At 51.4% G+C, this 14,048-nt stretch carries 13 protein-coding genes and 1 tRNA gene; 7 read left to right on the forward strand and 7 right to left on the reverse strand.

Going from position 1 to position 14,048, the window contains the following annotated elements; all coding sequences use genetic code 11:
• The 3 genes from JJU14_RS14755 to JJU14_RS14765 all read left to right on the forward strand — a co-directional run.
• Positions 1–649 (forward strand): PEP-CTERM sorting domain-containing protein (locus JJU14_RS14755; RefSeq protein WP_228614489.1); only part of this gene is annotated, 649 nt, incomplete at its 5' end.
• Positions 650–780: 131 nt separating this feature from the next.
• A complete protein-coding gene (locus JJU14_RS14760; RefSeq protein WP_228614490.1) occupies positions 781–1,281 on the forward strand; it encodes a DUF4124 domain-containing protein in 501 nt (166 codons plus the stop codon).
• Between the two features lie 75 nt (positions 1,282–1,356).
• Positions 1,357–1,989 carry an alternative oxidase gene (locus JJU14_RS14765; protein ID WP_228614491.1) on the forward strand — a complete coding sequence of 211 codons (633 nt, stop codon included), beginning with the start codon at positions 1,357–1,359 and terminating at the stop codon, positions 1,987–1,989.
• A gap of 89 nt (positions 1,990–2,078) precedes the next feature.
• Here JJU14_RS14765 and JJU14_RS14770 read toward each other — a convergent pair.
• Positions 2,079–2,155, reverse strand: a tRNA-Val gene (locus tag JJU14_RS14770).
• Between the two features lie 224 nt (positions 2,156–2,379).
• Between JJU14_RS14770 and JJU14_RS14775 the strand changes: the two genes are divergently transcribed.
• Complete coding sequence (locus JJU14_RS14775; RefSeq protein WP_228614492.1) at positions 2,380–5,223, forward strand: prolyl oligopeptidase family serine peptidase; 2,844 nt, start codon at positions 2,380–2,382, stop codon at positions 5,221–5,223.
• A gap of 49 nt (positions 5,224–5,272) precedes the next feature.
• Here JJU14_RS14775 and JJU14_RS14780 read toward each other — a convergent pair whose 3' ends face one another.
• The 3 genes from JJU14_RS14780 to JJU14_RS14790 form a co-directional block, all read right to left on the reverse strand.
• Positions 5,273–6,487 carry an FIST N-terminal domain-containing protein gene (locus JJU14_RS14780; protein WP_228614493.1) on the reverse strand — a complete coding sequence of 405 codons (1,215 nt, stop codon included), beginning with the start codon at positions 6,485–6,487 and terminating at the stop codon, positions 5,273–5,275.
• Between the two features lie 89 nt (positions 6,488–6,576).
• Positions 6,577–7,590, reverse strand: a complete 1,014-nt coding sequence (locus tag JJU14_RS14785) for a DUF3080 family protein (protein ID WP_228614494.1) — start codon at positions 7,588–7,590, stop codon at positions 6,577–6,579.
• Positions 7,535–8,938, reverse strand: a complete 1,404-nt coding sequence (locus JJU14_RS14790; protein ID WP_091340090.1) for an MATE family efflux transporter — start codon at positions 8,936–8,938, stop codon at positions 7,535–7,537. The genes JJU14_RS14785 and JJU14_RS14790 overlap by 56 nt, the downstream gene beginning before the upstream one ends.
• 59 nt (positions 8,939–8,997) lie before the next feature.
• On the opposite strand from JJU14_RS14790, the gene JJU14_RS14795 reads away from it, so the two are divergent.
• Positions 8,998–9,621 carry a riboflavin synthase subunit alpha gene (locus tag JJU14_RS14795; protein ID WP_228614495.1) on the forward strand — a complete coding sequence of 208 codons (624 nt, stop codon included), beginning with the start codon at positions 8,998–9,000 and terminating at the stop codon, positions 9,619–9,621.
• Here JJU14_RS14795 and JJU14_RS14800 read toward each other — a convergent pair.
• The 3 genes from JJU14_RS14800 to JJU14_RS14810 all read right to left on the reverse strand — a co-directional run bounded on the left by JJU14_RS14800 (position 9,618) and on the right by JJU14_RS14810 (position 11,562).
• Positions 9,618–9,818 carry a CPXCG motif-containing cysteine-rich protein gene (locus JJU14_RS14800; protein ID WP_228614496.1) on the reverse strand — a complete coding sequence of 67 codons (201 nt, stop codon included), beginning with the start codon at positions 9,816–9,818 and terminating at the stop codon, positions 9,618–9,620. The genes JJU14_RS14795 and JJU14_RS14800 overlap by 4 nt on opposite strands.
• 24 nt (positions 9,819–9,842) lie before the next feature.
• Positions 9,843–10,595: a pteridine reductase gene (locus JJU14_RS14805; RefSeq protein WP_228614497.1), complete on the reverse strand. Its 753-nt coding sequence runs from the start codon at positions 10,593–10,595 to the stop codon at positions 9,843–9,845.
• 106 nt (positions 10,596–10,701) lie between these two features.
• On the reverse strand, positions 10,702–11,562 hold the full coding sequence (locus JJU14_RS14810; protein ID WP_228614498.1) for a fructosamine kinase family protein: 861 nt from the start codon (positions 11,560–11,562) through the stop codon (positions 10,702–10,704).
• Positions 11,563–11,852: 290 nt separating this feature from the next.
• Between JJU14_RS14810 and thrS the strand changes: the two genes are divergently transcribed.
• Positions 11,853–13,766 (forward strand): threonine--tRNA ligase, encoded by a 1,914-nt coding sequence (gene thrS / locus JJU14_RS14815; protein WP_228614499.1) that lies wholly within the window; start codon positions 11,853–11,855, stop codon positions 13,764–13,766.
• A gap of 26 nt (positions 13,767–13,792) precedes the next feature.
• Positions 13,793–14,048, forward strand: a 256-nt coding sequence (infC, locus tag JJU14_RS14820) for a translation initiation factor IF-3 (protein ID WP_228614500.1), incomplete at its 3' end; no start/stop codon positions are given.

Genomic DNA, 14,048 nt, shown 5'->3' on the forward strand with positions numbered 1-14,048 from the left:
TGCATCTGCATTCAGTCAGCACGCTAACGCCAGTTTGATCATTGAAGCCAACTACACTGGCATCTCTGGTCAATCTGTTCAGGTAGCACATAACAGCGCTAATTCCACAGTACAGGCTGGCTTATTGCAGTTTAATCTGCGATCAAATACCGATCTGTCGGTGTTGCCTTTTGATGTAACTGGGATGTCGGTGGATGCTTTTTGCGTTGAGTTTACGCAGGGTGTTCAGTCAGGTTGGCAAAGTTATGGCCTGGTAGAAACGTCCGAGGTGTTTTCCGCGACTCAGTCTCAAGCCATTGAGCGGCTTTATACCGCATATCATCCAGTCGTAGGTGACGCCACCAGCAATGCTGCTTTCCAGCTGGCGCTATGGGAAATTGTGCATGAAACCTCTTCAAACTGGGATCTGCAAAGCGGTAACTTTCTTGTAAACTCCAATGGCACGGCGCGAAGCCTGGCCAGCGGTTGGTTGGCAAGCCTCGACAGCATAGAAAGTCAGTTCAGCTTGTATGTTTTGACCAATGCCAACTCGCAAAACCAGCTGGTGTTCTCTGGTGTGCCGCTGGATACGCCAACACCAGTTCCGGCTCCTGCTACTTTAGGTCTGTTTGGTCTTGGTGCCCTGTTGCTGTTACGTCGCCGTAAGTAATGTTTAGTTGTGAGAAAATCGGGGCCAAAGCCCCGGTTTTTTTGTGGTGCTTTTATAAAAGCACTTTCCAAGCCATTAAAACTGATTTAACCTTAATGCCAGATTTTTTGGTTAAACCGACCGGCATTCCGATGAAAAAACTGTTCCCACTTAGCCTGCTTTTGTTCAGTGTCGTTACTCATGCCAGCGTTTATCGTTGTGAGCAAAATGGCGTTACCCTGTTCAGTCAAACTCCCTGTGCCGATAACGCCGAAAAGCTAGCTCAATACGATACCACACCGACTCCGGCAAGCCGTGCAGCGACGCCGCCAACCCGTGATAGTGCACAAAGCCACAATGCAACAGATAGCTTGCAGCAGATCAGTCTGAATGTGCGTAAGCAAAGCCTTGAGCGTCAGTTGCAGCAGCTAAACAACCGCATACGTAACCTGGAGCAGGAGCGCAACGCCAAGCTGTCCGAAATTACCGGCGAAGACATCCAATCCCCGGATGCGGTCACTGGGCGAACTTTCATTGCCGGGGCTGCCGAAGAAATGCGCTCGACGCTCAATCACTACCAGTTAGAAATCAGCAAAGTACAACAACAGGCCGGTCGGGTCACCGAGCAATTGCGGCAGTTGGAGGCTTTGTAAAAGAGCAGGCAGTAAATTCGTCGCCGTGCTAGTCTCTGGCAAGGACCTTTACCTTGATAGCTACAGGAGTCACGAATGTCAGAAGACAGGCTTGACCAGCCAGATCCGTTAGCCGCCCACCATAGCCCACAAAACTTATCCGATCGAATAGCTTTTCGCCTTACCAAATTGCTGCGTTTTTGCGCCGATACCTTTTTTGCCAAACGCTATGGCCACCGGGCCGTTATTCTTGAAACCGTCGCCGGAGTGCCGGGCATGGTCGCTGGCATGATGCGGCATATGCGCAGCTTGCGCCGAATGGAAGACGATAAGGGTTGGATCAGGATATTGCTGGACGAAGCTGAAAACGAGCGCATGCATCTGATGACCTTTATTGAAATCGCCAAGCCCAACTGGTTCGAGCGTTTATTGATTTTACTGGCACAGGGTCTGTTTTTTACCGGTTTTTTCCTGCTGTATTTATTCTCGGAAAGAACCGCGCATCGGTTGGTGGGTTACTTTGAAGAAGAAGCGGTATTTAGTTACAGCTGCTATCTGGAAGAGATAGACAAAGGGAAGATCGACAATAGTGCCGCACCCCAGGTGGCCATCGATTACTGGCAATTGCCAGCCGATGCCACGCTGCGCGACGTGGTGATTGCAGTGCGGGCGGATGAAGCGGGGCACCGCGATGTTAACCATGATTTTGCCAATCAGCTGACTAAGTAGTATTGCAGCACTGTGTTTTGCAAAATTTTGCCAATGCAAAACCACAAACAAAAACAGCACCGCTAAGGTGCTGTTTTCATATAAGAATTTGGTGCGTCCTAGTGGATTCGAACCACCGACCCCCACCATGTCAAGGTGGTGCTCTAACCAACTGAGCTAAGGACGCAGAGTGTTGTCGCTGACAACGGCCGCTATCTTAGTGGGCAGCCGTTAGCTTGGCAAGTGTTTTTTTAGTGAGCTGAGCCGTTTGGCGGATTTTTGCCCGTATGCCGGTGCTGTAGCCACTAAACTGCGGTTTATCCCGTGCTTTTGCTGCTTGATAGGGTTTTTATGCATGGTAAATATGCCTGTGGTAAGGTTTGAATGTTGTCGTCTTATAAGAAAAAAACCATGAATAGAAACCAACCATCCATGCGCCGTTTGGCGCTTTGTTTTGCCATGGCATTGGGTACCTTTGCCTGCAGCCAGTTACCTGCCAGTGTTACTTCGACGGTCATTTCCAGCCCCTCGGCGGTGATGATCCCCTCCAGCAGTGTGGTAACCGATGCGCTTAGGCCGCTCACTTTGAGCGATGTGATGCAGTTTCGTGAGATCAAAGAGCGCAGCGTCAGCACCAATCAGCAGCTGATGGTGTATACCGCTGAGCCGGATTATGGCGACAGTACAGGCTATGTGGTGCATCTGATGACCGAGCAGCAATTTTCTGTGCCCTATGCTGATCGTGGTCTGTTAAATGCCGATGGTAGCTTTGCGCTCTTTCGTCAGCGCTCGCCCTTATTGTTGCGGGAGCAGGCCACCGATAAAGCTGCCCGCGATGCGTTAGCGCATGATGCCGTGCTGCTGAACACGGTAACCGGTGAGCAGCAGCTGTTTCGCAATATTGACCGTTTTGCCTTTAGCGGCGATGGCCATCAGGCGCTTTTGCTGGCACGAAAAGGCGATAGCAAAGAGAAAACCCAGTTATTGACAGCGGTACAGCTTACAAATACAGACAGGATAGCGCAGGGCACGCAAACTGAGCTTGGCCAGGTGACCGAGTTTGCGGTGGCTGAGCAGGGCAATCTGGTTGCTTTTGTGCATGAATTTAGCGATCAAGATGATGACAGTATGCAGCTGCAACAGGTTACATTGTGGGATGCAGGCTTTGATCGTCGCTTTGAGTTAGCGCCGCCATCGCAAGCACTGTACCAACAACTGACCTTTAGTGCCGATGGAAAGCAGTTGGTGTTTTTTGCCGGTAGCAGGCCTGATGATGACAACAAAGACCAGGAAATCGGCCAGCAGCTGTGGCACTGGCCGGCAGAGCAGAACAAGGCGGCTCCCCATGTGTTAGCACAAGATGGTTGGCTGCTAAGCGCGCAGCAAGCACCGCGTTTTAGTGAGGATGGCCGCCGAGTCTTTGTTGGGTTTCGGCCAGAGCCAGCTGCCGCAGCTGCCGTACCTAGCACACCTGAAACCGAAGCCGATTTGTTTTCGACCGAGCGCTTGCTGAGCGATCGGCGCTTGCAGGTATGGCATGGCCGTGATGATCGCATTAATCCGCAGCAAAAAGCCGAATACCAGCAAGCGAAAAGGCGGACGGCACCGGCGGTGTTCTGGCTGGAAGACGAGAAGCTGGTATCACTTAGCAATGATGTGGAAGATCAGCTGTATGTTAGTGAACACAGCCAGGCAGCACTTATCAGCAATGGCCGGCCTTACCTGCAGGATATGACCTGGGATGGCCGTTTCCACGATGTTTGGCATGTTAATTTACATACCGGTCAGCGCCAGCAGGTACTTGCCCGCAATCGCAGCATCGAACGGGCGCATTTATCGCCGACCGGTCGTTATGCCGTGTATCAGCAAGCCGGGCAGTGGCAGCTGTTTGATAGCCAGACTGGCGAGCGCCGCATCTTAGGAGCCGATGCAGGCGTTTCCTGGCTGGATGAAACCCACGACCGGCCTGAGCCTGCGGCCAGTTATGGCGTTGCCGGTTGGTTGGCCGATGAGTCGGCAGTACTGGTGTACGATCGGTTTGATATCTGGCAGCTGTTGCTCAGCGGTGACAGTGTCAATCTGACCAAGAGTGGCCGTGAGGCGCGTCAGCGTTTTCGGCTTGAGCGCACCGATCCCAAAGCGTTAGCCATTGAACCTGCAGCCGATTTGCTGCTGAGCCGCTTTGATGAAGAAAATAAAAACTATGGTTTTTATCAGCTTAGCTTAAGCCGTCAAACACTTAAGCAATTGCTGGCCGATAACAAACGCTTTGATTTGGTCGAGGCTTTGCCTGAGCTTGGCGGCTATCTTTACAGCGAGCAGAGCTTTCGTCAGTTTCCGGATCTATGGTGGGCCAATGCAGACTTTAGTGAGCGGCGTCAACTGACGGAAGTGAATCCGCAACAAGCGCAGTTTGTCTGGGGCGACAGCCATCTGATTGACTGGTTTACCGAGGATGGTGAACGCTTGCAGGGCGTGGTGATCACCCCAGATGGTTACGATGCCAACCGTCGCTACCCGGTGCTGGTGTACTACTACGAGCAGTTCTCGCAGCGGCTGCATCACTTTAACCAGATGAGGGTGAATCACCGGCTGAACTTCCCATTTTATCTGGGCCAGGATTACGTGGTGTTTTTGCCGGATGTGCGTTTTCGGGAAGGCGCGCCCGGGCCAAGTGCGACTGAGTCCTTACTGCCTGGTATTGACCGCTTAATTGAGCTTGGTATTGCCGATCCCAATGCCATTGGCCTGCATGGTCACAGTTGGTCGGGCTATCAGACGGCTTTTGTGGTCACCGAAACTGATCGCTTTGCTGCTGCCGTGGCCGGTGCCCCGGTGTCCAATATGACCAGTGCCTACAGCGGCATTCGCTGGCAAACTGGTTTGGCGCGTCTGTTCCAGTACGAAACCGGCCAGAGTCGCTTAGGGGTTTCCATGTTTGAAGACAGGGCGCCTTACATCAAAAATTCGCCGGTGTTTTTTGCTGATCGCATCAAGACACCTTTGCTGATTCAATTTGGCGATAAAGATGGTGCTGTGCCCTGGGAGCAGGGCATTGAGCTGTATTTAGCCATGCGCCGGTTAAACAAAGAGGTGGTGATGCTGCATTACGAAGGGGAAGGGCATCATTTGCAGCGTTTTGCCAACAAGCTGGATTACAGTATCAAGATGTTGGAGTTTTTTAATTATTACTTAAAAGGTGAGCCAGCACCGGATTGGTGGCAACAAGGCATGCCTTATCAATCGTACGATTAAAACAGTCAAGCCGCGCTAATGACTGCCTGGACAGCGCTTCAGCAAGGAGCTAGTTAGCGCGGCAAATAATGGTCAGGACGCCACTCCAGTCCAGGCCCCGGGCCTGTCCCTGGATTGGCGCAATTTCTACCCCAGTATAGAAACCAAGCAGCGGGATCCCTGCGGCTGTCAGCTGGCGTTGGATCTCCCGGGTTTCTGCCTGCTCATCCAGCTGCCCCTTTTCCGTCCGGCCACCACAGTTGATGTAAAGCGCAAATAACGGTGTTTGGCCATTTTGCTGAATATCGGTGAGTAGTGCCTTAATTTGAGTTTGTGCATGGTCAGCTGAAGTGGCTGACTCTCGATGCATCAACAGGACTTTATCGCCAACCTGGTAATCATCTTCAAACAGGATCAGACCATCTTGTTCTGGCAGCAAACCACTGATCAGCCGATTGATGTACTGCGGCTGTTCACTGCCAGGCTCTGATAGTCTGCGGCCGAGGCAGACATTACGCACCGGCGCGCTCTGTCGCCACTCGGTATTACCCAGCGCCTGATCAATCACTTGTACCGCGGGCTGGTTATCCAGTTGATACAAGAACTGGCCATGAATGCTGCTGATTGTGTACTCCGTGTCAGATACAGGGCGACAGTTATGCAGCACGGTGGTATGGCTTTGTAAGGGACCAGCGAGAAGTAAACCGAGAGCCTGTTGCTGACTGACTTCAAAGCCGGTGAATTGCCAGCAACTTTGAAACCGATGATCGCCCAGCAAGCCTGCACCTATCACCGTCGGGACCGTCAGCTGACTTTCAGCCAGCCCTTGCAGCAACAGGTTGGATGGGTTTAACACGGCGGGTGTCTGTTTGCTGGCAGGGTGTTTAATGGAGTCGTAGAGCAGGACTAAGCAGCCCGGAGCGGCCACCTGGTTCAGTTGATCACCAAGTTCCGTGCCAGCTCGTCTGGGATCTTTGAACAGTGCCTTGCTGCTGGCGTAATGACAACGCAGTTGATCGCTTCGCAAAGCGGCCACAACCACAGCAGGGCCATCGGTTAGTACGAAATCATTGCCGATAATGCCAATGGCAGAGCCGCCAATGATAGGCACCTGTTCGCCAAGCACGGCGCGTATGCCGAGATACACATCGTGAGGATTTAAATGATGATTGCAAAATGCCAGGATCAACTCGGGTTGTTGCTGTAGCTGTTTAGCAAGGTGAGCGGCTTCTTGTCCGGCTTGCAAAGAGCAGGCCTGACAGCTGTAACCCAATCCTATATTCATTCGCTCCCTCGAAGTTAGCACCAGATGGCGTCTTGCCTGCTAATGTAATGATTGTAGCACGTAAACATGAAAATAAACGCTGATTACGGTTAATTTCTCTGCGTTAAACCAGCCGGGCATTCGGTATTGAGGTGCTGCCACCAGCCGATATGCACCAGGATCTCTTGTTGCAAATGCGCGGCACTGCCGGCGTAGCGTTGCTCCAGCACTGGCAAGAGCGGGCTTTGCTGATAGAGTTGCTGCAGCTCTGGCCAAAGCGCTTGCATATGGCGTTGGTGCTGATTGAAATAAGGCTGCAGCTCTTCGGCAAAAAATTTTAAAAATACAGTGGTTAGGATGCTGAGTTGTTCGCTGGGGCGTTGCTGCGGGCAAAACGTTGCTGGCTCAAGCGCCAATAAGGCTTGATTCAGGCTGGTTAGCCAGCCACTTAGGTAGCGCTGGCTGTATTGCAGCACGGCCAGGGTATCAAAACGGTGCAGCACGCCAAGTGCACTTTCAATATCGATAGCGGCTGCCGCTTGCCAGTCCTGTGAAGCAATGGCGCTTTGCAGTTGGTTTAACTGCTGCAGTGCGGCCTGAGTCTCAAACAAGGCCTCCTGGCCAGCAATTGGCAGCAACTGGCTTTTACCATGCAGTTGCTGGCGCAAGGTTTGCTCTGCATGCAGCATATTAAAAAAAGACAGCTCAATGCTGTTTTGTTTGCTGTGTAATATATCGGCAAGTTGTTGTTGCAGTGGACTGCTGATGCTGTCTTGTTGCAGGCAGTACTCCAGTTGACGCAGCAAGCGTAGTTCGTAGTTCAACCGCAGGCTGTGGCTTTGCACCCGACCAAGGCTGGAGTTGCGCTCAGCAATTAAAGCGTCCAGGCCGCACTGGCGACTGGCCCAGGCATCCAGTAAATCCAGTCGCAGATCGGGTAAAGGGTGCAGCAATTCGCGGGCACTTGGCAGTGCGTCGATAACAAGTGGCTGGGCCCGGCCAGGCTCGATGCCTGCTACGCGTTCCAGCCGGCTTTGGTAATTGCTTAACTGGCGCTCATTGGCCGGGCTACACCCCAGCAGGCCCAGACTGATGCTGATCAGCAAGATCCAGCGGTAAGCCATCGCGTTCAAACCTCCGTAATGAATGCTGCAACAACCAGAATAGCAACACAGCTGCCACGGTCAAACCAACGATAATGCCGGTCCAGAAGCCTTTCACGCCCATGGCAGGCACCAGCCAGTCGGTTAATCCCAATACGGCACCTAAGCCAAAACCGATCGGCCAGTAGGCGATTAAGGTGATAAAGAGCACCGGCTTGGTAATTTTCATACCGCGCAGGGCGCAGGCCGATACCACCTGAATGGCATCGGACAACTGATACAACGCAGCCAGCACCATGATGCCGGCAGCCAGCGCCAATACCTCAGCATCCTTGCTGTAAATTTGCGGTACCTGAAAACGCATCAGGTAGGTGAAAGCGGCAATGCAGGCCGCCAGTAAAAAAGCAACGATCAGCACGGTACTGATGGCCGTTCGAAGCGCCTGTAAATTGCGCTCACCGACCAAATGACCGACCCGAATGGTCGCGGCCATGCCAAGGGACAGTGGAATCATAAAGACGATGGCACTGTAGTTGTGCGCCACCTGATGGCCAGCCACCACCACAGGGCCAAGATGCACGATCATCAGCGGAATGCAGGCAAAAAGGGTGACTTCAAAGAAGATCGACAGGGCTATGGGTGTGCCGATGCGAATCACCTGCCAGATGGCTTTAAAGTCCGGCGTTAGGCGGGCAGGCCAGAAGCGGTAGGGCGCGGTACTGCGGCTAAACCAGCCATACACCAGCATGGCCAGGAACATGGCCAGCAGTACCAAGCTGGTGGCGATGCCGCAACCGGCACCACCATAAGCCGGCATGCCGAGCTTGCCGTAAATAAAGACATAGTTGGCTGGAATGTTCACCAGGATGCCGACAAAGCTGATCCACATGCTGGCTTTGGTGTTACCTATGCCCTCAAATAGGTTACGCATAACCATGTAACCAGCGGCCGGAAACAGGCCGTAACTGACAAAGGTCAGGTATAGGCTGGTTTTCTCCCGCAGTTCCGCTTCCATATTTAGCAGGTCCAGCAGGTGATCGGCAAACTGCATCACTACGAATAAACTAGCGGCCAGCGCCAGGCCCAAATAGAGCCCTTGCAGGGTGTAATGCGTAACCGGCTCGGTCTTTTTGCTGCCAAAATACTGGGCAATAATCGGGGTCAGTGCCAGCAGCAAACCTTGCAAGGTTAGCATCACCGGCAACCATAAACCCGAAGCCACCGCGATCGCTGCCATATCAAGCGCACTGACCCGGCCGGCCATCACGGTATCGACAAAATACATCAGGGTTTGCGTCAGCTGCGCCAACACAATGGGGCCGGATAATTTAAAAATTGTTCTGGCTTCAAAGCGGGAAAAAGGTAGCATAGTGATCAATGAGTTGCCCCTACAGGAACGGGCGCATACTTTAGCACAACAGAGGGTTTATGTTTACAGGTATTGTTCAGTGCCAGGCCAAAATTGCCGCTATAGAATCAACGTTGGATTTTCGTCATCTCACCCTGCAGGTAGCGCCTGAAAGGCTGCAGCAGCTGGCGCTGGGTGCTAGTATAGCCATCAATGGGGTTTGCTTAACGGTAACGGCTTTTGATGAAGATGCAGGCCGGGTGGCTTTTGATGTCATTGATGAAACCTTATCCCGCACGAATTTGGGCGCTTTAGAGCCAGGTGATTGGGTGAACTTTGAGCGCTCGCTTAAATTTGGTGATGAAATAGGTGGTCATCTGGTATCCGGTCATATTCAGACCACAGCCGAGCTGACAGAGCTCGAACGCAGCGAACGAAATTGTCGCATGCGCCTGCGGTTGGATGCGGGCTGTATGCCCTATATTTTAGCCAAAGGCTATATCACTGTGGATGGAACCAGCCTGACGGTTGGCGCTGTGCACGCGGATGGTTTTGAATTGCATTTAATTCCGGAAACGCTCAGCATCACTACGCTGGGGCAGCGTAAAGTCGGTGATCGGCTCAATATTGAACTGGATCAGCAAACCGTTACCATCGTTCAAACAGTGGAGCGGGTGCTGCAGCAGCGGCAGCAGCAGGCTTAATAGTACTGCTCGTCATCGGCATCAACAAACAGCTGCACACTGTGGTGCAGATCGTCTTTATGCACCCGTAGATGAATAGGATTGCAGCAATTGCTGCAATCTTCGATGTAATCCTGATCTTCATTGGTCACTTCAAAACTAATATGCAGATGGTGACCGCAAAAGGGGCATTCAATGGTGCGACGTAATACCGACATAGCGCCTCCAATGGTAACAGGCTGTTAGGCTTTTTTTGTTCCCCCCAGACTTCTGCCGCCATCGACCGCAATAATTTGCCCGTTTACATAGCCAGATTCGATTAAAAATAAAGCGGTATCAGCAATATCATCCGGAGTGCCAAGTGTCTCCAATGGGATTTGCTGCAAGATCATCTGTTTGTCTGTTTCTGCAATGTCATTGCTGGGCCAGAGTATGGCGCCTGGTGCTATCCCATTCACTCTTATTGTAGGCGCTAATTCGCGTGCCAGCGACTTTGTTAGCATCAAAAGTGCGGCCTTGGCCATGCAGTAAATCGGGTGCTCCAGTAAAGGACGCTCGGCATGAATGTCCACCATATTGATAATGCAGCCGTTTTGCTTTGAGAGCATAGGTGCCAGCGCCTGGCTCAGGAAAAACGGTGCCTTGGCGTTGGAACCTATCAGCTGATCCCAGTCGTCAAAACTGGCATGGCCCAATTTGGTGGGGTAAAAAGCCGAGGCATTATTGATCAACACATCAAGGCGGCCAAAAGCGAGCTCTGCTTCTTTTGCAATACGTATCAAACTGTCGTTGTCGGTCAAGTTTCCTTGCACCAGTCGGGCACTGTTCGGGCGCTGCTGATTCAGGCTGCTGGCAAAGCTTTGTGCTTCAGCTTCGGAGTTATGGTAGTGAATAATGACTTGGTAGCCATGGCGATGCAGCCGCTCTATCATGGCACGGCCAAGGCGTTTGGCGCTGCCAGTGATAAGGGCTACCGGTGCAGTTGTTGAGTTCATTGAATCATCATCTTTGCTGAGAAAGGATTATTTTATCAACCAAAGCGCGTTTTGGATCAATAAAAGCTCGGACGAACTAAAAACATTGGCTCAATAAAATGCGGGATTAATAAAACAAATGCTTTACCAAATCCTGTGCCTGCAACAGGTAACTGCCACGAAACATATAGGCATGGTTCAGTACATGGTAGAGGTTGTATAAGCTTTTGCGCTCAGTGTAGTTCTTATCCAGCGGATACTGGCTTTGGTAGCTTTGATAGAAGCGCTCCGGAAAGCGGCCAAACAATTCACTAAAGGCAATATCCACTTCCCGGTCACCGTAATAACTGGCAGGATCAAAGATAATGGCTTCATCAGCCATAAAGCCGACATTGCCGCGCCAAAAGTCGCCATGCACCAGGCTTGGCACCGGTTCATAATGGTGTAGACGCTGCCGGCATTGTTCAACAAGAAAGTCGATTTTACCAAAGCCAAAACCTTGCTCCTGCAACAGTTGCAGCAACCAACCCAGGCGCTGCTCGGAGAAAAAGCTGCTCCAGCTGCCTTGCCATTTATTAGGCTGACTGGTGCGCCCCAAGGTGCTGTCCCAATCAAAGCCATACATGGCCTGGCCGCTGTCTTCGTGCAGTTTAGCCATTGAAAGCCCAAGTGCTTCCCAGCCAGCATTGTGTTCATCTACAAAGGGTAGATACTCCAGCACTAAAAAAGCTTTATCCAGCGTTTGGCCGTAGCAAATCACTTTAGGTACCCGGATGGCATGACGCTGCTCAATGCAATGCAGGCTCATGGCTTCGGAGATAAATTGCTCCAGCTGTTCTTTTTCATTCAGTTTGATGAAAAAGTCATGCTTAGCGTCGGAAATATGGTAAGCCAGGTTGATATCACCACCACTCAGTTGCTGTTTTGTCTCTACCTTGAAGTCAATATCCAGCTCACTGTTAATGTGCTCTGCAATGGCTTGCCACATAATTTTTGCTCCAGCCTGAACTTGGTGTATTGAGTATGGCGCAAAATTAAGAAAAATCACCCACAGCAAGGACTTTGTATGGAGCTTCATGGGCGCAAGTGCTATCATAACCCGGCTGAAATTAAGCGGTATTCCGCGTTGTGTATCAAATGGCTCTTAGTAGGGGTCATCGACTGGTCCGCAAGGCATACCGTCTCAGCTTTATCCGTGCGCTTTCATCGTACACGGGTGAACATTATTGAATTCATATGTGACCCTTGGTATGGGCCACCACTGGAAAAGGACAAGTCATGCCTGTAATTACTTTGCCTGACGGCAGTCAGCGCGTCTTCGAACACTCAGTTTCTGTGATGGATGTTGCCAAAGACATTGGCCCTGGTTTGGCGAAAGCCACCATAGCCGGTCGTGTTAATGGCCAACTGGTCGATGCCTGCGATTTGATTGAGCTGGACTCAGAACTGCAAATTATCACCGCGAAAAACGACGAAGGCCTGGAGATCATCCGCCATTCCTGCGCCCACTTGCTGGGTCATGCCATCAAGCAGTTGTGGCCCAATGTAAAAATGGCCATTGGCCCGGTGATTGACAAAGGTTTCTATTACGACGTGGACATGGAACATTCGCTTAGCCACGACGATTTGCAGCGCCTCGAGCAGCGTATGCTGGAGCTGGCTAAAACCGAATACGACGTCATTAAGAAAAACGTCAGCTGGCAGGAGGCGTTTGATACCTTCAAAGCCCGTGGTGAAAACTACAAGCTGCAGATTTTGCAGGAAAACGTCAGCAAAGACGACAGACCTGGCCTGTACCATCACGAAGAGTACATCGATATGTGCCGTGGCCCGCACGTACCGAACATGAAGTTTTGCCAGCACTTTAAAGTGATGAAAGTGGCCGGCGCTTACTGGCGCGGCGACTCCAACAACAAGATGCTGCAGCGTATCTATGGCACTGCCTGGGCTGATAAAAAACAATTGGCGGCCTATTTAACTCAGCTGGAAGAAGCGGAAAAGCGTGACCACCGCAAAATCGGTAAAGCACTGAATCTGTTTCATTGGCAAGAAGAAGCACCAGGCATGGTGTTCTGGCACGACGATGGCTGGAAAATCTACAAGACCATTGAAAACTACATGCGTGAGAAGTTGGTGGAGTACGACTACGAAGAAGTGCGGGCACCGATGATCATGGATGTGTCGATGTGGGAGAAATCTGGCCACTGGGACAAATACCACGACAACATCTTTGCCACCGAGTCGGAAAAGCGCACTTACGCTGTGAAGCCGATGAACTGTCCAGGCCATGTGCAGATCTTCAATCAGGGCTTAAAAAGCTACCGCGACTTGCCGTACCGCATGGCAGAGTTTGGCATTGTGCATCGCAATGAGCCATCCGGCGCTTTGCACGGCCTGATGCGGGTGCGCTCCTTTACTCAGGACGACGCCCATGTGTTCTGTACTGAAGAACAAATTCTGGATGAAGTAACCAGCTGCATCAAAATGGTCTACGACGTCTACAAAGATTTTGGCTTTAGCGACAACATTGATATTAAGTTGTCGACCCGTCCGGAAAAACGCATCGGTAGTGATGAAAGCTGGGATAAATCCGAACAGGCACTGGCGGAAGCTTTGCAGCGCAATGGTCTGGAATTCCAGTATCAGCCGGGCGAGGGCGCCTTCTATGGGCCGAAAATTGAATTTACTTTGTACGATTCCATCGGTCGGGCCTGGCAATGTGGTACCATACAGCTGGATTTCTCGATGCCAGCGCGTTTGGGCGCTCAATTTGTCGATGAAGATGGCGAGCGCAAGCCGCCTGTGATGATTCACCGTGCTATTTTAGGCTCGCTGGAGCGGTTCATCGGTATTCTGATTGAAGAATACGCAGGTTTATTTCCGGCCTGGTTGGCGCCAACCCAGGTGGTGGTGATGAATATTACCGATCATCAGGCCGACTATGTGCAGAAATTGGTAAAAACTTTCAAATCTCAGGGCATTCGTGTGATAAGTGACTTGAGAAATGAGAAAATAGGCTTTAAAATCCGCGAGCATACCTTAAAGCGGATCCCGTACCTGATTGTTGTCGGCGATAAAGAAATGGAAGCCGGTGATGTGGCGGTACGCACCCGTAAAGGGGAAGACTTGGGCAAGATGTCGGTGGAAGGCTTTGTTGCCAAGCTGCAGACAGAAATTGCAACCAAGTCGTAATTATTCTTTTGTTGGAGGAACGAACCATTAAAGTCGGAAAAAAGAATCAGGCAGCACCGCGGGCTAACCGCTTAAATGAAGAAATCAATGTACGTGAAGTACGTTTGGTCGGTGTCGAAGGGGAGCAGTTGGGTGTTGTGGTTACTGCCGAAGCTTTGACCATGGCAGAAGAAGCCGGCGTTGATCTGGTGGAAGTAAGCCCAAATGCGGAACCTCCAGTCTGTAAACTGATGGATTATGGTAAGTTCCTGTTTGAAAAAAGTAAGGCTCTGAAAGAGCAGA

Source organism: Alkalimonas sp. (assembly GCF_020831925.1).
GTDB lineage: Bacteria > Pseudomonadota > Gammaproteobacteria > Enterobacterales > Alteromonadaceae > Alkalimonas.